Origin of the sequence: Micromonospora sp. HM134 (genome assembly GCF_007833915.1) — a bacterium.
Classification (GTDB): domain Bacteria; phylum Actinomycetota; class Actinomycetes; order Mycobacteriales; family Micromonosporaceae; genus Micromonospora; species Micromonospora wenchangensis.
In genome coordinates, this window is record NZ_CP041061.1 from 2,517,299 (window position 1) to 2,536,426 (window position 19,128).

15 protein-coding genes and 3 rRNA genes are annotated in these 19,128 nt (G+C 69.2%); 12 read left to right on the forward strand and 6 right to left on the reverse strand.

The genetic code is table 11. The features are described 5' to 3' along the window. Positions 1–2: 2 nt before the first annotated feature. A complete protein-coding gene (locus FJK98_RS11270; protein WP_145918976.1) occupies positions 3–641 on the forward strand; it encodes a YgjV family protein in 639 nt (212 codons plus the stop codon). A gap of 165 nt (positions 642–806) precedes the next feature. After that, the gene (locus FJK98_RS11275) at positions 807–2,129 is read left to right on the forward strand and encodes a hemolysin family protein (RefSeq protein WP_240762751.1); all 1,323 of its coding nucleotides are present in this window, start codon (positions 807–809) and stop codon (positions 2,127–2,129) included. Positions 2,130–2,142: 13 nt separating this feature from the next. Here the strand turns inward: FJK98_RS11275 and FJK98_RS11280 are convergent, their stop codons facing one another. The 4 genes from FJK98_RS11280 to FJK98_RS11295 all read right to left on the reverse strand — a co-directional run bounded on the left by FJK98_RS11280 (position 2,143) and on the right by FJK98_RS11295 (position 4,519). After that, positions 2,143–2,460 (reverse strand): PRC-barrel domain containing protein, encoded by a 318-nt coding sequence (locus tag FJK98_RS11280; RefSeq protein WP_145918977.1) that lies wholly within the window; start codon positions 2,458–2,460, stop codon positions 2,143–2,145. Next, the gene (locus tag FJK98_RS11285; protein WP_240762952.1) at positions 2,447–2,818 is read right to left on the reverse strand and encodes a hypothetical protein; all 372 of its coding nucleotides are present in this window, start codon (positions 2,816–2,818) and stop codon (positions 2,447–2,449) included. The genes FJK98_RS11280 and FJK98_RS11285 overlap by 14 nt, the downstream gene beginning before the upstream one ends. Before the next feature lie 2 nt (positions 2,819–2,820). Beyond that, positions 2,821–4,047 (reverse strand): NRAMP family divalent metal transporter, encoded by a 1,227-nt coding sequence (locus FJK98_RS11290; protein WP_145918979.1) that lies wholly within the window; start codon positions 4,045–4,047, stop codon positions 2,821–2,823. Positions 4,048–4,144: 97 nt separating this feature from the next. Then, positions 4,145–4,519 (reverse strand): PaaI family thioesterase, encoded by a 375-nt coding sequence (locus FJK98_RS11295; protein ID WP_194823617.1) that lies wholly within the window; start codon positions 4,517–4,519, stop codon positions 4,145–4,147. Between the two features lie 116 nt (positions 4,520–4,635). Here FJK98_RS11295 and tyrS point away from each other — a divergent pair, with 116 nt between their 5' ends. The 4 genes from tyrS (at position 4,636) to rrf (ending at position 11,852) form a co-directional block, all read left to right on the forward strand. Further along, a complete protein-coding gene (gene tyrS / locus FJK98_RS11300; RefSeq protein ID WP_145922699.1) occupies positions 4,636–5,922 on the forward strand; it encodes a tyrosine--tRNA ligase in 1,287 nt (428 codons plus the stop codon). A 720-nt stretch (positions 5,923–6,642) separates the two neighbouring features. Further along, a 16S ribosomal RNA gene (locus tag FJK98_RS11305) occupies positions 6,643–8,156 on the forward strand. Between the two features lie 376 nt (positions 8,157–8,532). Then, positions 8,533–11,642 (forward strand): 23S ribosomal RNA (locus FJK98_RS11310). Positions 11,643–11,735: 93 nt separating this feature from the next. Then, a 5S ribosomal RNA gene (rrf, locus tag FJK98_RS11315) occupies positions 11,736–11,852 on the forward strand. The 16S, 23S and 5S rRNA genes sit together here, the layout of an rRNA operon. Positions 11,853–11,943: 91 nt before the next feature. On the opposite strand, the gene FJK98_RS34640 is transcribed toward rrf, so the two are convergent. Then, positions 11,944–13,494 carry a hypothetical protein gene (locus FJK98_RS34640; RefSeq protein ID WP_168222415.1) on the reverse strand — a complete coding sequence of 517 codons (1,551 nt, stop codon included), beginning with the start codon at positions 13,492–13,494 and terminating at the stop codon, positions 11,944–11,946. Positions 13,495–13,758: 264 nt separating this feature from the next. Here FJK98_RS34640 and FJK98_RS11320 point away from each other — a divergent pair, with 264 nt between their 5' ends. Continuing rightward, positions 13,759–14,718 carry a Replicase polyprotein 1ab gene (locus FJK98_RS11320; RefSeq protein ID WP_240762954.1) on the forward strand — a complete coding sequence of 320 codons (960 nt, stop codon included), beginning with the start codon at positions 13,759–13,761 and terminating at the stop codon, positions 14,716–14,718. Further along, a complete protein-coding gene (locus tag FJK98_RS11325) occupies positions 14,715–15,734 on the forward strand; it encodes an HAD-IIA family hydrolase (RefSeq protein WP_145918981.1) in 1,020 nt (339 codons plus the stop codon). The genes FJK98_RS11320 and FJK98_RS11325 overlap by 4 nt, the downstream gene beginning before the upstream one ends. Positions 15,735–15,806: 72 nt before the next feature. Here the strand turns inward: FJK98_RS11325 and FJK98_RS11330 are convergent, their stop codons facing one another. Further along, positions 15,807–16,142, reverse strand: a complete 336-nt coding sequence (locus FJK98_RS11330) for an SCP2 sterol-binding domain-containing protein (RefSeq protein ID WP_145918982.1) — start codon at positions 16,140–16,142, stop codon at positions 15,807–15,809. 112 nt (positions 16,143–16,254) lie between these two features. Here FJK98_RS11330 and FJK98_RS33545 point away from each other — a divergent pair, with 112 nt between their 5' ends. The 4 genes from FJK98_RS33545 (at position 16,255) to FJK98_RS11350 (ending at position 19,064) form a co-directional block, all read left to right on the forward strand. Continuing rightward, the gene (locus tag FJK98_RS33545; RefSeq protein WP_240762753.1) at positions 16,255–16,914 is read left to right on the forward strand and encodes a hypothetical protein; all 660 of its coding nucleotides are present in this window, start codon (positions 16,255–16,257) and stop codon (positions 16,912–16,914) included. Between the two features lie 22 nt (positions 16,915–16,936). Then, positions 16,937–17,206, forward strand: coding sequence for a hypothetical protein (locus FJK98_RS11340; protein ID WP_145918983.1), 270 nt, complete (start codon positions 16,937–16,939; stop codon positions 17,204–17,206). An 18-nt stretch (positions 17,207–17,224) separates the two neighbouring features. Next, a complete protein-coding gene (locus tag FJK98_RS11345) occupies positions 17,225–18,070 on the forward strand; it encodes a TlyA family RNA methyltransferase (RefSeq protein WP_145918984.1) in 846 nt (281 codons plus the stop codon). Between the two features lie 109 nt (positions 18,071–18,179). Further along, entirely contained in the window at positions 18,180–19,064 is an 885-nt protein-coding gene (locus FJK98_RS11350) for an NAD kinase (RefSeq protein ID WP_088644521.1), read from the forward strand. The last annotated feature ends 64 nt before the right edge of the window (positions 19,065–19,128 follow it).

The window sequence follows — 19,128 nt, forward strand, 5'->3', positions numbered from 1 at the left end:
GGGTGAACTGGCTCGAACTCGTCGGCTGGGCCGGCTCCGCGCTGCTCGTCTGGTCGCTGCTGCAGACGCGCATCCTGCGGCTGCGCGCCCTCAACCTGGTCGGCTGCCTGATCCTGATCGGCTACAACGCCGCCGTGCAGGTCTGGCCGATGGTCGGCCTCAACGTGGTGCTCGCCGTGATCAACGTGTGGTACCTGCGGAGGATGCTGGCCACCCGGCACGACGACCGCGCCTACCAGGTGGTCGAGGTGGGCGTCGGCGACCAGTTCCTGGCCCACACGCTGCGGGTGCACGCGGCCGACATCGCCCGGTTCAACCCCGACTTCCGCCCACCCCCGGCCGACGCCGACCGGTCGGCGTTCCTCGTCGTCCGCGACGACGAGGTGGTCGGGGTGGTGCTGTCGCACGCCGAGGCCGACGGGATCGCCCAGATCGACCTGGACTACGTCACCCGCCGCTTCCGCGACTTCACCCCCGGCGAGTTCGTCTACCGCCGCAGCAGCCTGTTCACCGACCGGGGGTTCCGCCGGGTGGTCAGCCCACCCGGCATGGTCGCCCCCTACTACCACCGGCTCGGCTTCCGCCCCGAGGGCGACGCGTACGTCCTCGACCTGACGCCCGCCGCCGCCGGACGCGGCTGACCACCCGCCCGCCCAGGCCGACCCGCCGCAGGTCACCGATCGTGGCCGCCGGGAGGGTTCGCGGACCGCGCGGTTGGGCACAGACTGGGCTACGCCGGACGGGTCCTCCGTCCGGCGGCGTCGGCGGTGTCGCCGACGCCCACCGCCTGAGGGAGAGTGCCGGGCGTGCAGAGCTACTGGAGCCAGTTGGCCCTGGTCGGAGTCCTGGTGGTGCTCAACGCGATCTTCGCGGGCAGCGAGATGGCGCTGGTGTCGCTGCGGGACAGCCAAGTGCAGCGGCTGGAACGCTCCAGCCGGGCCGGCCGGGTGCTCGCCCGGCTCGCCAAGGACCCGAACCGCTTCCTCGCCACCATCCAGATCGGCATCACCCTGGCCGGGTTCCTCGCGTCGGCCGCCGCGGCGGTCTCCCTGGCCAGGCCGCTGGTGCCGCTGCTCGGGTTCCTCGGCGGGGCCGCCGAGACGGTGGCCATCGTGCTGGTCACCCTGGCCCTGACCTTCGTCACCCTGGTCTTCGGTGAGCTGGCCCCGAAGCGGATCGCGATGCAGCGCGCCGAACGCTGGGCGCTGCTGGTGGCCCGTCCCCTGGACATCCTGTCCAGCTTCACCCGCCCGGCGGTGTGGCTGCTCGGCGCCACCAGCGACCTGGTGGTCCGGCTCGCCGGGGTCGACCCGAAGCACCAGCCCGACGAGATCGGCCCGGACGAACTGCGCGACATCGTCGCCGGCAACCACGGCTTCACCAAGGAACAACGCACGATCATCGCCGGCGCGGTGGAGATCGCCGACCGGCAGCTGCGCGCGGTGCTCGTACCCCGGTTGCAGGTCTTCACGCTCGACAGCGGGACCACCGCGGAGGCCGCCCGGCTGCTGCTGGCGGCCACCGGCCACTCCCGGGCCCCGGTGGTCCGCCACGGCGGCCTCGACGACGCGGTCGGCGTGATCCACCTGCGTGACCTGGTGGGGGTGCCGGACGACCGGCCGGTCGACGACTGCGCCCGCCCGCCGATGCTGCTGCCCGACTCGCTGCCGGTGGTCGACGCGTTGCGCCAGTTCAAGGCCGAGCGGCAGCACATCGCCCTGGTGGTCGACGAGCGGGGCGCGGTCGACGGCATCGTCACCCTGGAGGACATCCTGGAGGAGATCGTCGGGGAGATCTACGACGAGACCGACCGGGACGTCCGCGCGGTGCGCACCGAGGCCGACGGTTCGCTGGTGCTGCCCGGCACCTTCCCCGTGCACGACCTGACCGACATCGGCGTCGAGGTGCCCAACCGGCCCGCCGGCGACTACACCACCGTCGCCGGCATGGTGCTGTCCTGCCTCGGGCACATCCCCACCGTCGCCGGGGAGCAGGTCACCATCGACGACTGGGAGATGACCGTCACCGGCGTCGACCAGCGCGCCATCACCCAGATCCGGCTGCACCACGCCCCGACCACGACCCCCGTCGACGAGCAGGAACCCGTCCGCGACGAAGCCCACGCCTGACCCGGCCCCGGCGTCAGTCCGAGGGGGCCGGGTCGCCGAACGGGAAGCCCGGCACGGGTGGCAGCAGCTGCACCTGGTCGGCGGGGACCTGGCGGGTGTCCCGGCTGAGCGCCCGCGCGGTCACCCGGATCACCCACGGCCCCGACGGGTGCCGCTGCGCCCCGATCAACCGGCCCCACACCCGGCTCCACCAGTGCCGGGTCACCAGCACGTCGGTCAGCCGCAGCCGGCCGTCCGGGAAGTCCCCCCGCACCACCACGTCCACCACCCGCCCCAGCCGCCGGCCGTGCAGGTCGTACGCGGTGCGCCCGAGCAGCTCACCCGCTCGCACGGTCGGCCCCCGGAATCCGGTCGATCAGGTGTCGCCGCAGCCACGTCTCCACCGGCGGGCGGGGCAGCTCGTCGGCGCGGGCCCGCAGCCGGACCGCGCTGTCGATCCGGGCCACCTGGCCGAACGGGATGCGCAGCGGGGCCGACGCCTCCTCGGTGAACCGGTCGGCGAGCGCCACCAGCAGCCGCCCGACCCGGCCTCCGATCCGCCGCCCGAGCGCGCCCTGCCCGGTCAGCAGGCACGCCACGTACGGCAGGCCCCCGTCGTCGACGGCGAACTCGACGTCGTCGACCTTGCCCAGCAGTAGCCCGTCGGCGTCGACGATCTGCCGGTCGAGCAGCTGCCGGCCGAGCTGCATCCTCACCGCCCCATCCCCGTCCCCACCGCCAGCGGGACCGCCGCCACCGATGCCGCCACGATCACCAGCAGGAACACCGCGCCGAGCAGGTTCAGCCACGGGCCGTTCACGTTGTCGCCCAGGTAGGTCCGGTCGTTGGCGACGACCAGGATCGGCAGGTACGTCAACGGCAGCACCACCGCGCTGGCGATGAGCATGTACTCGGTCAGCCGCACCGGGTCGACGGTGGTGGACAGCAGCAGCGTCGCGGCCAGCACGCTGACCAGCAGCACGCTGTGGAACCGGGCGGCCTCCCGGGGGCTGACCCGCTTGCCCCACTGCCAGCCGAAGTACTGCGCCGCCGCGTACGCCGCCGACAGCCCGGTCTCCAGCGCGGCCCCGAAGGTCACCGCGAAGAACGCCAGCGCGGCGACCGCCAGCCCCACCCCGCCGAACGCCAGCACCACCGGCCCGGCGACCTGGTCGAGGGTCGACAGCGACACCCCGGCCGGATGGAACACCACGGTGGCCGTGGCGATCAGCGACAACGCCAGCAGGCCGCCGACCGGGAAACCGATGAGCACGCTCGACCGGGCGTCGGCCAGGTCGGCGGCGCTCCAGTTCTCCTCCACCCCGCCGGAGGAGAAGAAGAACACCTCGTACGGGCTGACGGTGGAGGCGAACAGCGCCACCGCCACGAACCAGTACGCCCCCGAGCCCTGCCCGGCCGTGCCGGGGTGCAGGGCATCGTGGCCGAGCGCCGCCCAGTCCGTCGGCAGCCAGAACAGCGCCACGGTGAAGACCAGCAGGGTCAGCCCGGCCAGCCCGAACACCCGCTCCATCAGCTGGAACCGCATCCGCCACAGCACCAGCCAGACCGCGAACGCCGCGACCGGCACCCACAGCAGGTAACTCACCCGGGAGGCCAGTTGCAGCGCCAGCGCCACCCCGCCCAGCTCGGCGGCCAGGGTCAACACCGTGACCAGGTAGGACGCCGCCAGGTTGAGCAGCGCCACGCGGGGGCCCAACCGCTCCCGGACCAGGTCGAACACCGCCCGTCCGCTGACCGCCGCGATCCGGCCGGCCATTTCCGCGTACGCGCAGATGCCGACCACGCCGAGCAGCAGCACCCAGGCGTGGGCCATGCCGAAGCGGGCCCCCGCCTGGCTCGCCGCCACCAGGTCGCCGATGTCGACGAAGCCGCCGATGGCCGAGAGCACCCCGAGGGTGGCGGCGAGGAGCTTCCTCACGTGGGGACGGGATCGGCGGCGGTCATCGAGGCGACGATATCGGCGCAGTGCCTCTCATACCGGGCGAACCGGTCAGGCTCGCCGCCCCCGCCGGGGGTCAGTCCCGGGTGAGGTTCTGCAAACGCACCTGACCCCGGGAGACCAACCGGCCCTCGGCGTCGGTGATCTCCACCTGCCAGAGCTGCTGGCTGCGCCCCCGGTGCACCGGAGTGCCCACGGCCACCAGCTCGCCCTCGCGGACCGCGCGGAGGAAGTCCGTCTGGTTGGAGACCCCGACCACACTGCCCCGGTCACCCAGCCAGAGCGTGCCGCCCACACTGCCGACCGTCTCCACCACGGCGCAGTAGACCCCGCCGTGCAGGATGCCGGCCGGCTGGTGCAGCTCGGGCCGCACCTTCCACCGGATGACCACCCGGTCCCCGCTGGCCTCGTCGAAACTCAGCCCCAGCAGACCGACCAGACCGTCCGTCATCTCCGGGATCTCCACGGCTGTTCCTCCTCGTCGCACCGGCCCGGCCAGCCTAGTCGGGCCGCCGGCCGGTAAACCCGGTACGGCCGCAGGTCGGCAATGGGGGAGAATCGGTGACCGTGACCGACAGCAACCTCCCGCACGGACGGGACTCCCTGACCGAAGACCTGCGGTGGCGCGGCCTGATCCAGGACTCCACCGGCCCCGACGAGCTGCGCGACCTGCTCGACGGCGGGGCGGCCACCTTCTACGTGGGCTTCGATCCGACCGCGCCCAGCCTGCATGTCGGCCACCTGATGCAGGTCACCACCGCCCGCCGGCTCCAACTCGCCGGGCACCGGCCGCTGCTGCTGGTGGGCGGCGCCACCGGTCAGATCGGCGACCCGAAGGAGAGCGCCGAGCGCACCCTCAACCCGCCCGAGGTGGTGGCCGGCTGGGTGCAGCGCATCCGCGACCAGCTCGCGCCCTTCGTGTCGTACACCGGGCAGAACGCGGCGCAACTGGTCAACAACCTGGAGTGGACCGGCGAGATGTCGGTGGTCGAGTTCCTCCGGGACGTCGGCAAGCACTTCCCGGTCAACAAGATGCTGGCCCGCGAGGTGGTGCGGGCCCGGCTGGAGACCGGCATCAGTTTCACCGAGTTCAGCTACCAGCTGCTCCAGGCCAACGACTTCTTCGAGCTGCACCGCCGGCACGGCTGCCAGCTCCAGTACGGCGGTTCCGACCAGTGGGGCAACATCACCGCCGGCGTCGACTACGTGCGTCGCCGGGGGGCCGGCCCGGTGCAGGCGTTCACCACCCCGCTGGTCACCCGCTCCGACGGCACCAAGTTCGGCAAGACCGAGGGCGGCGCGGTCTGGCTCGACGCGGAGATGACCAGCCCGTACGCCTTCTACCAGTTCTGGGTCAACGCCGACGACCGGGACGTCACCCGCTACCTGCGCTACTTCAGCTTCCGCTCCCGCGAGGAGCTGGAGGCGCTGGAGAAGGAGACGGCGGAACGCCCGGCCGCCCGGGTCGCCCAACGCGCCCTCGCCGAGGAACTCACCACCCTGGTCCACGGTGCGGAGGAGACCCGGCAGGCCGTCGCCGCCAGCCAGGCCCTCTTCGGCCGGGGCTCGCTGGACGACCTGGCCCCGGAGACGCTGCGGGCCGCGCTGACCGAGGCCGGCCTGGTGCAGCTCACCGGTGAGCTGCCCGACGTGGCCGGGCTGCTGCGCGACTCGGGTCTGGTCGGCGGGCTCAAGGAGGCCCGTCGGGTGATCACCGAGGGCGGCGCGTACGTGAACAACACCCGGGTCACCGACGTCGACGCCACCGTCGACCCGGCCGAGCTGCTGCACGGGCGTTACCTGGTGCTGCGCCGGGGCAAGCGCTCCTTCGCCGGGGTCGAGCTGCGTCCCTGACCCGGTGGGCCGTCCTCGCCGTCCTCGGCCGGTCCCGTCCGTCCCCGGTGGGCCGGCCCGCCGGGGACGCACGGGACGGTGCGCGGCAGTGTGACGTGCGACGCGTCCGCCGGATTTGACGATCAACTTGGCGGACGCGTAACTTTCTCTCTGCCAGCGCGGAACGGACGAACCGGGGCGAATGCCTCGCAGGCCGGAGCGCGGTGTGAGGTTCCGACTTCGTGGGGTCGCCCCTGCGGAGCACGGACCGGGCGGTGCCCGGATCGGCCCGGGGGGTCGATTTGGTGAGGCGAAACCGACCGGGTAGTGTGGGACGCCGGCAGGGAACCGGGCGTGCTCGCGGGAAACCGCAGCGGCCGGCCTGGCGACAATCACGATGTTTTCCGGTGTGAGCCGGGGGTGTTCGTGGTGTGTGGAAATTATGGTTGATGTGGTGTGGATCGTGACAGAGCGGTTTGACACGGCGGATACCACCGGGTAACGTAGTAAAAGTGCCTGGCGCGGAAGCGCGGGGCGCGGTGAATGAGATGCCCCAGGTCGGGGGTTCTGCTGTTGCGGGGCTTCCGGGTGGTGTGTGGTTGTTCTTTGAGAACTCAACAGGGTGCTTGTAAAGCCAGTGCCAATTGTTTTATACCCCGTGCCGGCTGAATCTTCGGGTTTGGTTGGTTTGGGATTCCTTTGGCAACATGTTTGTTGTCGGGATTGCTGTTCGACAGGTTTTTGTTGGAGAGTTTGATCCTGGCTCAGGACGAACGCTGGCGGCGTGCTTAACACATGCAAGTCGAGCGGAAAGGCCCTTCGGGGTACTCGAGCGGCGAACGGGTGAGTAACACGTGAGTAACCTGCCCTAGGCTTTGGGATAACCCTCGGAAACGGGGGCTAATACCGGATATGACCTCCTGTCGCATGGTGGGGGGTGGAAAGTTTTTCGGCCTGGGATGGGCTCGCGGCCTATCAGCTTGTTGGTGGGGTGATGGCCTACCAAGGCGACGACGGGTAGCCGGCCTGAGAGGGCGACCGGCCACACTGGGACTGAGACACGGCCCAGACTCCTACGGGAGGCAGCAGTGGGGAATATTGCACAATGGGCGGAAGCCTGATGCAGCGACGCCGCGTGAGGGATGACGGCCTTCGGGTTGTAAACCTCTTTCAGCAGGGACGAAGCGCAAGTGACGGTACCTGCAGAAGAAGCGCCGGCCAACTACGTGCCAGCAGCCGCGGTAAGACGTAGGGCGCGAGCGTTGTCCGGATTTATTGGGCGTAAAGAGCTCGTAGGCGGCTTGTCGCGTCGACCGTGAAAACTTGGGGCTCAACCCCAAGCCTGCGGTCGATACGGGCAGGCTAGAGTTCGGTAGGGGAGACTGGAATTCCTGGTGTAGCGGTGAAATGCGCAGATATCAGGAGGAACACCGGTGGCGAAGGCGGGTCTCTGGGCCGATACTGACGCTGAGGAGCGAAAGCGTGGGGAGCGAACAGGATTAGATACCCTGGTAGTCCACGCTGTAAACGTTGGGCGCTAGGTGTGGGGGCCTCTCCGGTTCCCTGTGCCGCAGCTAACGCATTAAGCGCCCCGCCTGGGGAGTACGGCCGCAAGGCTAAAACTCAAAGGAATTGACGGGGGCCCGCACAAGCGGCGGAGCATGCGGATTAATTCGATGCAACGCGAAGAACCTTACCTGGGTTTGACATGGCCGCAAAACTTCCAGAGATGGGAGGTCCTTCGGGGGCGGTCACAGGTGGTGCATGGCTGTCGTCAGCTCGTGTCGTGAGATGTTGGGTTAAGTCCCGCAACGAGCGCAACCCTCGTTCGATGTTGCCAGCGCGTTATGGCGGGGACTCATCGAAGACTGCCGGGGTCAACTCGGAGGAAGGTGGGGATGACGTCAAGTCATCATGCCCCTTATGTCCAGGGCTTCACGCATGCTACAATGGCCGGTACAATGGGTTGCGATGCCGTGAGGTGGAGCGAATCCCAAAAAGCCGGTCTCAGTTCGGATCGGGGTCTGCAACTCGACCCCGTGAAGTCGGAGTCGCTAGTAATCGCAGATCAGCAACGCTGCGGTGAATACGTTCCCGGGCCTTGTACACACCGCCCGTCACGTCACGAAAGTCGGCAACACCCGAAGCCGGTGGCCCAACCCTTGTGGAGGGAGCCGTCGAAGGTGGGGCTGGCGATTGGGACGAAGTCGTAACAAGGTAGCCGTACCGGAAGGTGCGGCTGGATCACCTCCTTTCTAAGGAGCACCATCCGGTGAAAGCCGGTATGGAGCCCGCGGCCTGCGGATGTCGGGTCGGGGTGCTCAGATGGCGGAGACACTGGCGAGTTTGTGTCCGGCAACGGCCGGGATACCTAGTACAGCTGCTCTTCGGGTGGTGGGAACGGTTCCTTCTGGTGCGGCTGGGTAGGAGCGTATAGCACCCTGTTGGGTCCTGAAGGAACAACCTGAGGTTGTTTTTTCGGAGGACTGTTCTGGAGCGTGAGCTTCGGTGGTCTGCCAGGCATGGCCTGGCCTCGCATACCGGGTCCCTGTTGGGGTTGCTGGTGTGGGGCTGTGGGGTTGTGGGTTGGTTGTTTGTTGAGAATTGCACAGTGGACGCGAGCATCTTTGTGGTCAAGTTGTCAAGGGCGAACGGTGGATGCCTTGGCACCAGGAGCCGATGAAGGACGTGGGAGGCCGCGATAGGCCTGGGGGAGCTGTCAACCAAGCTGTGATCCCAGGGTGTCCGAATGGGGAAACCTGGCACCAGTCATGTGGTGTCACCCGCACCTGAACACATAGGGTGTGTGGGGGGAACGCGGGGAAGTGAAACATCTCAGTACCCGTAGGAAGAGAAAACAATTTAGTGATTCCGTGAGTAGTGGCGAGCGAAAGCGGATTGAGGCTAAACCGGTTGCGTGTGATACCTGTCAGGGGTTGCGTGGTCGGGGTTGTGGGACCCTGCTGAACGAGCTGACACTTGTTCGAGGAGTTATAAAGTCAGTGGCTAGCCGAATGGTGTGGAAAAGCCAACCGTAGTCGGTGAGAGTCCGGTAGGTGAAAGTTGCTGATCTTCTGTGGGTGTTCCCGAGTAGCGGCGGACTCCTGTAATCTGCCGTGAATCTGCCAGGACCACCTGGTAAGCCTAAATACTTCCTGGTGACCGATAGCGGACGAGTACCGTGAGGGAATGGTGAAAAGTACCCCGGGAGGGGAGTGAAATAGTACCTGAAACCGTTCGCCTACAATCCGTCGGAGCCTTGCGGGGTGACGGCGTGCCTTTTGAAGAATGAGCCTGCGAGTTAGTGGCATGTGGCGAGGTTAACCCGTGTGGGGGAGCCGTAGCGAAAGCGAGTCTGAAGAGGGCGTTTGAGTCGCATGTTCTAGACCCGAAGCGGAGTGATCTAGCCATGGGCAGGCTGAAGCGCGGGTAAGACCGCGTGGAGGGCCGAACCCACCAACGTTGAAAAGTTGGGGGATGATCTGTGGTTAGGGGTGAAAGGCCAATCAAACTCCGTGATAGCTGGTTCTCCCCGAAATGCATTTAGGTGCAGCGTCGTGTGTTTCTTGCCGGAGGTAGAGCACTGGATGGTCTAGGGGGCCTACAAGCTTACCGAAATCAGCCAAACTCCGAATGCCGGTAAGTGAGAGCGCGGCAGTGAGACTGCGGGGGATAAGCTTCGTAGTCGAGAGGGAAACAGCCCAGATCACCAGCTAAGGCCCCTAAGCGTGTGCTAAGTGGAAAAGGATGTGGGGTCGCATAGACAACCAGGAGGTTGGCTTAGAAGCAGCCACCCTTTAAAGAGTGCGTAATAGCTCACTGGTCAAGTGGTTCCGCGCCGACAATGTAGCGGGGCTCAAGCACACCGCCGAAGCTGTGGCATTCACATTTTAATCTCGCTTGGACGTGATTCCTTGTGCAGGTGTGTGGATGGGTAGGGGAGCGTCGTGCCGGGGGTGAAGCAGCGGGGTGACCTAGTTGTGGACGCGGCACGAGTGAGAATGCAGGCATGAGTAGCGAAAGAAGGGTGAGAAACCCTTCCGCCGGATGACCAAGGGTTCCAGGGCCAGGCTAATCCGCCCTGGGTGAGTCGGGACCTAAGGCGAGGCCGAGAGGCGTAGTCGATGGACAACGGGTTGATATTCCCGTACCCGCGAAGGAGCGCCCGTGATGAACCTCGTTGTGCTAACCACCCGAGCTGGCTGATGTCTTCGGACGGATGTTGGGGAGCGTGGGAACCTGGCGGGTAGTAGTCAAGCGATGGGGTGACGCAGGAAGGTAGCTGAGCCCGGCCGGTGGTTGTGCCGGGGTAAGCGTGTAGGCCGACATGTAGGCAAATCCGCATGTCATGGGGCTGAGACGTGATGCCGAGCCGATTCAGGTGAAGTCAGTGATCCTATGCTGCCGAGAAAAGCCTCTAGCGAGTTTCGAGCGGCCCGTACCCCAAACCGACACAGGTGGTCAGGTAGAGAATACCGAGGCGATCGGGCGAACTGTGGTTAAGGAACTCGGCAAATTGCCCCCGTAACTTAGGGAGAAGGGGGGCCGGAGACGTGAAGCCCCGTGCGGGTGGAGCGTTGTATGGCCGCAGAGAGCAGGGGGAAGCGACTGTTTACTAAAAACACAGGTCCATGCGAAGAAGTAATTCGATGTATATGGACTGACGCCTGCCCGGTGCTGGAACGTTAAGGGGACCTGTTAGCTCTTTGGGGCGAAGCGGAGAACTTAAGCGCCAGTAAACGGCGGTGGTAACTATAACCATCCTAAGGTAGCGAAATTCCTTGTCGGGTAAGTTCCGACCTGCACGAATGGCGTAACGACTTCCCCACTGTCTCAACCACAGGCCCGGCGAAATTGCAGTACGAGTAAAGATGCTCGTTACGCGCGGCAGGACGGAAAGACCCCGGGACCTTTACTATAGCTTGACATTGGTATCTGAATGGGCTTGTGTAGGATAGGTGGGAGCCGGTGAAACCTGTACGCCAGTATGGGTGGAGGCAATCTTGAAATACCACTCTGGTTGATTTGGGTATCTAACTTCGGACCGTTATCCGGTTCAGGGACAGTGTCTGGTGGGTAGTTTAACTGGGGCGGTTGCCTCCTAAAGGGTAACGGAGGCGCCCAAAGGTTCCCTCAGCCTGGTTGGCAATCAGGTGTTGAGTGCAAGTGCACAAGGGAGCTTGACTGTGAGACTGACAGGTCGAGCAGGGACGAAAGTCGGGACTAGTGATCCGGCACTTGCGTGTGGAAGCGGTGTCGCTCAACGGATAAAAGGTACCCCGGGGATAACAGGCTGATCTTCCCCAAGAGTCCATATCGACGGGATGGTTTGGCACCTCGATGTCGGCTCGTCGCATCCTGGGGCTGTAGCAGGTCCCAAGGGTTGGGCTGTTCGCCCATTAAAGCGGTACGCGAGCTGGGTTTAGAACGTCGTGAGACAGTTCGGTCCCTATCCGCCGTGCGCGTAGGATACTTGAGAAGGGCTGTCCCTAGTACGAGAGGACCGGGACGGACGAACCTCTGGTGTGCCAGTTGTCCCGCCAGGGGCACGGCTGGTTAGCTACGTTCGGAAGGGATAACCGCTGAAAGCATCTAAGCGGGAAGCCTGCTTCAAGATGAGGTATCCCACCCCACTTTGTGGGGGTAAGGCCCCCAGCTAGACGACTGGGTTGATAGGCCGGAAATGTAAGCTCGGTAACGGGTTCAGTTGACCGGTACTAATAGGCCGAGGACTTGATAACAAGGCTGCTACGCGTCCACTGTGCAACTCTGAACAAACACCAAACAACCCCCCACAGTGTGGGTGTGTGTGTTGTTTGATATGTTCATAGTGTTACGGCGGTCATGGCGGAGGGGAAACGCCCGGTCACATTCCGAACCCGGAAGCTAAGCCCTCCAGCGCCGATGGTACTGCACTCGGGAGGGTGTGGGAGAGTAGGACACCGCCGGACAACCTTTCCAGTCGAGGGCCGCCCCATCCGGGTCGGCCCTCGACTGCGTCGCGCCGTGGGTGGCGCAATTAGGAAGGATGTACCTGTGAGTTCAGGACCGCAGGGCGGAGATCGTCCGCGCCGATACGAAGACCGCTCCGACCGTCCCCAGGGGCGGGACGCCGGCCCCCGCCGGGACGACCGCCCCCCGTACCGTGGCGACCGCGACGACCGCGGCGCCTCGCGGGGTGGACCCCGGGGCGGCGATCGGCGCGAGGGCGGTTTCCGGTCTGCCCCGCGTACCGGTGACTCCCGGCCCGGTGGTTTCCGTTCCGATGGTGAGTCCCGCGACGGTGGTTTCCGGGGTGGCGACCGCCGCGAAGGCGGTTTCCGCCGTGACGGTGACGCGCCGCGAAACGGCGGTTTCCGCAGCGGCGACCGTCGGGATGGCGGCTCCGGCGGTGACCGTCGTGAAGGCGGTTTCCGGTCGGGCCCGCGTGACGGCGATTCGCGTCCCGGTGGTTTCCGTGGTGGGGACCGTCGCGACGATTCGCGTGGTGACCGTGGTGGTTTCCGGTCTGGTCCGCGTGAGGGCGGTTTCCGGGGCGGCGACTCCCGCGAGGGTGGCTTCCGGGGAGGTGACCGTCGTGAGGGCGGTTTCTCCGGCGACCGTCGCGACGGCGGCTTCCGTGGCAGTGACCGCCGCGAGGGTGGTTTCCGGGGTGGGGACCGTCGTGAGGGCGGCTTCGGCGGTGACCGTCGTGAGGGTGGTTTCCGGTCGGGTCCGCGTGATGGTGACTCCCGTCCTGGTGGGTTCCGCCGTGACGGTGACTCCCGCGACGGTGGCTTCCGGGGTGGGGACCGTCGCGACGATTCGCGTGGCGACCGTGGTGGTTTCCGGCCCCGCGAGGGCGGCTTCCGGGGCGGCGACTCCCGCGAGGGTGGCTTCCGGGGCGGCGACCGTCGTGAGGGCGGCTACCGCTCCGGTCCGCGTGATGGTGACTCCCGTCCTGGTGGGTTCCGCCGGGACGGTGACTCCCGCGACGGCGGTTTCCGTGGTGGGGACCGTCGTGAGGGTGGTTTCCGTGGCGGTGACTCCCGCGAGGGTGGTTTCCGGGGTGGGGACCGTCGTGAGGGCGGCTTCGGCGGTGACCGTCGTGAGGGTGGTTTCCGGTCGGGTCCGCGTGATGGTGACTCCCGTCCTGGTGGTTTCCGCCGGGACGGTGACTCCCGTGACGGTGGCTTCCGTGGTGGGGACCGTCGTGACGATTCGCGTGGCGACCGTGGTGGTTTCCGGCCCCGCGAGGGCGGCTTCCGGGGCGGCGACTCCCGCGAGGGCGGTTTCCGGGGCGGTGACCGTCGGCCCGGTGGCTTCGGCGGCGATCGCCGTGAGGGCGGTTTCCGTGGCGGTGACTCGCGTGAGGGTGGTTTCCGGGGTGGTGACTCCCGTGAGGGTGGTTTCCGGGGTGGGGACCGTCGTGAGGGTGGTTTCCGGTCGGGCCCGCGCGACGGCGACTCCCGGTCCGGTGGCTTCCGTGGCAGCGACTCCCGCGAGGGTGGCTTCCGGGGCGGTGACCGCCGCGAGGGTGGCTTCCGCAACGACGACTCGCGCGGCGGTGACCGCCGTGAGGGCGGGTTCCGGGGCGGCGAACGCGGCGGTCATGACCGGCCACGCCGGGACGACCAGCGGGGGGACGACCGCCGCCGGGAGGGCGGGTTCGGCCCCGACCGGGAGCGTCGGGACGAGACCGACGGCCGGGCGGTCGCGCCGGTGCTGCCGGACGAGATCTCCGCGAGTGACCTCGACACGGCCGTCCGCGCGGAGCTGCTGTCGCTGAACAAGCCGGTGGCGGAGACCGTCGCCCGGCACCTGGTCGCCACCGGTCAGCTGATCGACGAGGACCCGGCGGAGGCGTTGGCCCACGCGATGGCCGCCCGGCGGCTCGCCGCCCGGATCTCCGCCGTACGCGAGGCGGTCGGCCTGGCCGCGTACCACGCGGGGGAGTGGCAGACGGCGATCGCCGAGCTGCGCACGTACCACCGGATGACCGGGTTGCAGAGCCACCTGGCCGTACTGGCCGACTGTGAGCGGGCGCTGGGGCGTCCGGAGCGGGCGATCGACCTGTTCCGGGGGGCCGACAGCGACAAGCTCGACAAGGCCGTCGCGGTCGAACTGCTGATCGTCGCCGCAGGTGCCCGGGGTGACCTGGGGCAGAAGGACGCGGCGGTGGCGATGCTCCAGGTTCCGGAGCTGACCACCGACGTCGCCGAGCCGTGGACCGCGCGGCTGCGGTACGCGTACGCCGACGCGCTGCTCGCGGTGGACCGCCGTGAGGAGGCCCGGGAGTGGTTCTCGCGGGCCGCCGACGTGGATACCGACGGTGAGACCGACGCCCCGGAACGGCTGCTGGAACTCGACGGCGTGGTGATCGAGGGCGACGACGAGGACGACGAGCCGGTCGAGGAGTCCGCCGCCGCAGGGGAGGCCACCGACCCGGACGCCGGGCCCCGGCAGACCCCCGACGACGAGGACTACGACGACGTCGATGACGAGGTCCGCGACCGCCACGACGACGGCGACGAGGACGAGGACGAGGACGAGGACCGTGACGACGCCGGCGCTGCCGCGCTGAGCCGGCACGACGCCGACCGGGACGTCCACGACCGCGACCAGGCTGACCGCGACGCCGACCGGGACACCGGCGGGGACGACGTAGCCGACCTGCCCGCCGCTGCGGTGCGGGACGACGACGAGGCCGACGACGCCGCCGGTGCGGACGTCCGGCCCGACACCGTTGCCGGCCCGGCCGGTCGCGCCGACGGCGACGCGACCGTGGCCGGCGTGCGGCCGGTCGACGGGCCGGCGGCGGAGGCGGACCAGCGATGACCGGGGTCGCCGGGGACCGGCTGATCGACGGGTACGCCCTGGTCGTCTTCGACCTGGACGGAGTGATCTACCTGATCGACCGGCCGATCCCCGGCGCGGTCGAGGCCCTCGGCGCGTTGCGGGCCGAGGGCCGGTCGGTGGCGTTCGCCACGAACAACGCCTCGCGGCGCTCCAGCGAGGTCGCCGACCTGCTCACGGGCATCGGCGTACCGGCTGATCCGGCGGAGGTGCTCACCTCGGCCGCCGCCTCCGCGGAGCTGTTGCGGGACCGGCTTCCGGCCGGCGCGGCGGTGCTCGTCGTCGGTGCCGAGGCGCTGCGCGCCGAGATCAGCGCCGTCGGGCTCACCCCCGTCGACCGCGCCGAGGCCGCGCCGGTCGCCGTCGTGCAGGGGTACGGCCCGCAGGTGGGCTGGGTGGACCTGGCCGAGGCGTCGGTGGCGATCCGGGCCGGGGCGACCTGGGTGGCCACCAACACGGACCGGACGCTGCCGAGTGGACGGGGTCCGCTGCCCGGCAACGGGTCGCTGGTGGCCGCCCTGCGGCACGCCCTGGACCGGGCACCCGACGTGGTGGTCGGCAAGCCCGAGCCGGCGCTGTTCACCACCGCCGCCCGGCGGGCCGGCACCGGCCGTACCTTGGTGGTCGGTGACCGGCTGGACACCGACATCGAGGGTGCCCGCCGGGCCGGGCTGGACAGCCTGCTGGTGCTGACCGGCGTCAGCGACGTAGCCGAGCTGTTGGGTGCCCCCGAGCAGCGGCGGCCGACCCACGTGGCGGCCGACCTGGCCGGGCTCCTCGATCCGACGGCGGTGGTCCGGGTCCCCGGCGCTCCGCAGGCCGGTGGATGGTCGGCGGCGGCGGTGGACGGTGCGGTGGAGTTGCGCGGTGCCGGCCGGCCGCTGGACGCGGTGGCCGCGCTGTGCGCGGTCGCCTGGGAGGCGGGCACCGGTGCGGACGTGCGCCCGGCCTCGCCGGAGGCGGAGCAGGCGCTGGCCGGGTTCGGCCTGGCCACCTGACGGCACGCCACCTGACGGTAGAAGGGCCGGCACCGGGCAGCGGTGCCGGCCCTTTCGTCGTCGGGTCGTCGCTCAGAGCAGCTTGCGCAGTTTCAGCAGGTCGAACGGGCTGGCCTTGATGGAGATCCGGCGGGCTGCGACCGCCTTGGTGACGTCGAGCTGGCCGCGTACCAGGGCGACGAGGTCGTCACTGGAGGTGACCAGGGCGATCTTCGCCTTCGGGTCGTCGCCGTCGGCGAGATCGACCAGCCGTCCGCCTTCGATCCGGCCGTGGAACGCGGTCTCCAGATCGGTGATCCGGCAGGCCAGGGTCCGGTCCAGATCGATCTTGCTGGAGGCGTCGGCGTGCCGGTCCAACCGGTCGGCAAGATCCCGCAGGGCCTGTCGGCACTCGTCCACGCTGGCCACATCGTCTCCTTCGTACCCGCCACGCCGTTTTCCGGCACCGTACCGCAAGGGGCGGCTCGGGGCGCCCGGTAGCGTGAGGGCCGCACACTGCCCCCGCGGAAGGACTTGAGTCATGCAGGACGCGTGGCGCGCCTACCTGGAGCTGGCCCTGGGCCTGACGGAGGCGCCCCGGAAGAGGGCACAGGACGCCGCCCGGCGGTTGGCCGGTACGGGCGGCGCGACCGCCGTCCAGTTGCAGGCGCTCGCCGAGGAACTGCTCGCCACCGGCGCGGCGAACCGGGAGGCGTTGACCAAGCTGGTCCGCTTCGAGGTCGACCGGGCGCTCGGCGCGGTGGGGCTGGCGACGGCCGACGAGGTCGCCGAGCTGACCCGCCGGGTGCACGAGCTGGAACGGCAGCTCCGTGAGGCGAAGGGCGCACCGGGCGGGTTGCCGGTCGGTGACGAGGCACCGGACACGACCGTACCGCCGACCGGCGGCGCGGGGGTGGAGTCCGGGGCCGGGCCGGCTCCCGCGACGGCGGCCGGGACGGTGGCGAAGAAGGCCGTCGCCAAGAAGGCGGTGGCGAAGAAGGCGGTGACCCCGACGACGGTGGCGACGACGGCCCCGAAGGCCGTGGCGAAGAAGGCGGTCGCCAAGAAGGCGGTGGCGAAGAAGTCCGGGCCGGCGGCGGACGCGGCCCCGCCGCCCACCGGGTCGACCGGAGCCGGCGGGGATGCCCGCCGCCCCGGGAAGGTCACCCCCGGCCACGACGGCTCCGGTGGTGCCGCGTGAGCCGTCCCGTGGGGAGCCGGTCGTGACCGGCCCGTTCCGTCCCGGCCCGCCGCCCGTCGGGACACCTGGCCCGTCCGTCGGCCGTCCCGGCCCGTCGGGGGTCCGGACACCCGGCCCGCCGCCGGTCGGCGGGCGTGACGACGAGGTCGACGACGCCCGGCATCCGGCCGTCGACGCCGCCGTGCGGGCGATGGCCAACGCCGAGGGTCTGTCCCCGGCCGACCAGATCGCGCAGTACGAGGCGGCGTACCAGACGTTGCGGGAAACCCTCGCCACCATCGACCAGACCTGACCGGAGAGAACCACCCCCATGGCACGTCGTACCCGGCTCGACGCCGAACTCGTCCGTCGCGGCCTGGCCCGGTCCCGGGAGCAGGCCGGTGCGTTGATCGAGGCCGGCCGGGTCCAGTTGCGCGGAGTGCCCGCGCGCAAGGCCGCCGCGATGGTCGACCCGGCCGATCCGCTGCTGGTGACCGGGGCGGACCCGATCGACGAGTACGTCTCCCGGGGTGGGCACAAGCTGGCCGGCGCGCTGGCCGCCTTCGGTCCCGGCGGGTTGCGGGTGGCGGGCCGGCGGTGCCTGGACGCGGGGGCGTCGACCGGGGGGTTCACCGACGTGCTGTTGCGCGCCGACGCGGCCGAGGTGGTCGCGGTGGACGTCGGCTACGGGCAGCTCGCCTGGTCGTTGCGGACCGACGAACGGGTGCGGGCGATGGACCGCACCAACGTGCGGACGCTGACCCCGGAGGTGATCGGTGGGGAGGTGGACCTGACGGTGGCGGACCTGTCGTTCATCTCGCTGCGGTTGGTGCTGCCCGCGTTGGCGGGCTGTACCCGGGCCGACGGTGACCTGGCGCTGATGGTGAAGCCGCAGTTCGAGGTGGGCAAGGAGCGGGTCGGCGCCGGTGGGGTGGTGCGTGATCCGGCGCTGCGGGCCGAGGCGGTGCTGGAGGTGGCGGCGAGCGCGGCCGGGCTCGGGCTCGGGTTGGCGGACGTCGCGGCCAGTCCGCTGCCGGGTCCGAGTGGCAACGTGGAGTTCTTCGTATGGTTGCGCCGGGACGCGCCGCCGGCCGATCCCGGGCGGGTGCGCGCCGTGGTGGACGCCGGGCCGAACGGCCCCGGGCCGGACCCGGCGTCGGGGAAGGTGGCAGGGTGAGCGTGCTGGGCGGCGTCGGGACGGTGTCCCGCGAGGGTGGACGGGAGGCGGGTCCGGTGGACCTCGACGATGGTGGGGCTGGCCGGGTGCGGGGCGGACGGTGGCACCGGTGAGCCGGACGGCCCTGCTGGTGACGCACACCGGGCGGCGGCGGAGCACCGAGCACGCCCGGGCGGTCGCCGCCGACCTGATCGCGGCCGGGTTCGAGGTGCGGGTGGTGGCCGAGGAGGCCGAGGATCTCGACCTGCCCGGGGTGGTGCCGGTGGACGGTCTCCAGGCGGCCGAGGGTGCCGAGATCGTCTTCGCGCTCGGCGGGGACGGCACGTTCCTGCGTGCGGCGGAGCTGGCCCGGCCGGCGAAGGTGCCGCTGCTCGGCATCAACCTGGGCAAGGTGGGGTTCCTGGCCGAGGCCGAGATCGACGATCTCGACACGGCGGTGCGGGACGTGGTGGGGCGCAACTACACGGTGGACGAACGGCTCACCCTCGACGTCACCGCCGAGTTCGACGGTGGCCCGACGATCGAGTCGTGGGCGCTCAACGAGATCAGCGTCGAGAAGGGCGAACGTGCCCAGATGCTGGAGTTGCTGGTCGACGTGGACGGTCGTCCGCTGTCCCGGTACGGCTGCGACGGTGTGGTGTGCGCCACGCCGACCGGTTCGACGGCGTACGCGTTCTCCGGTGGTGGGCCGGTGGTCTGGCCGGAGGTGGAGGCGTTGCTGCTGGTGCCGATCAGCGCGCACGCGCTGTTCAGCCGGCCGCTGGTGACCGCGCCGACGTCCACGTTCGTCATCACGGTCGATCCGTTCACCACGCTGGCGGTGCTGTGTTGTGACGGTCGGCGGGTCTACGACCTGCCGCCGGGGGCGACGGTGACGGTGCGTCGGGGTGCGCTGCCGGTGCGGGTGGTGCGGTTGCGGGACCGGCCGTTCACCGACCGGCTGGTGGCGAAGTTCGATCTGCCGGTGCAGGGTTGGCGCGGTAGCCGCCGCTGATCCCGGCCCCGGCGGGACCGGTGCGGGTGTCCGTGGTCACCTGCGGGGCCGTCGACCAGCGGCG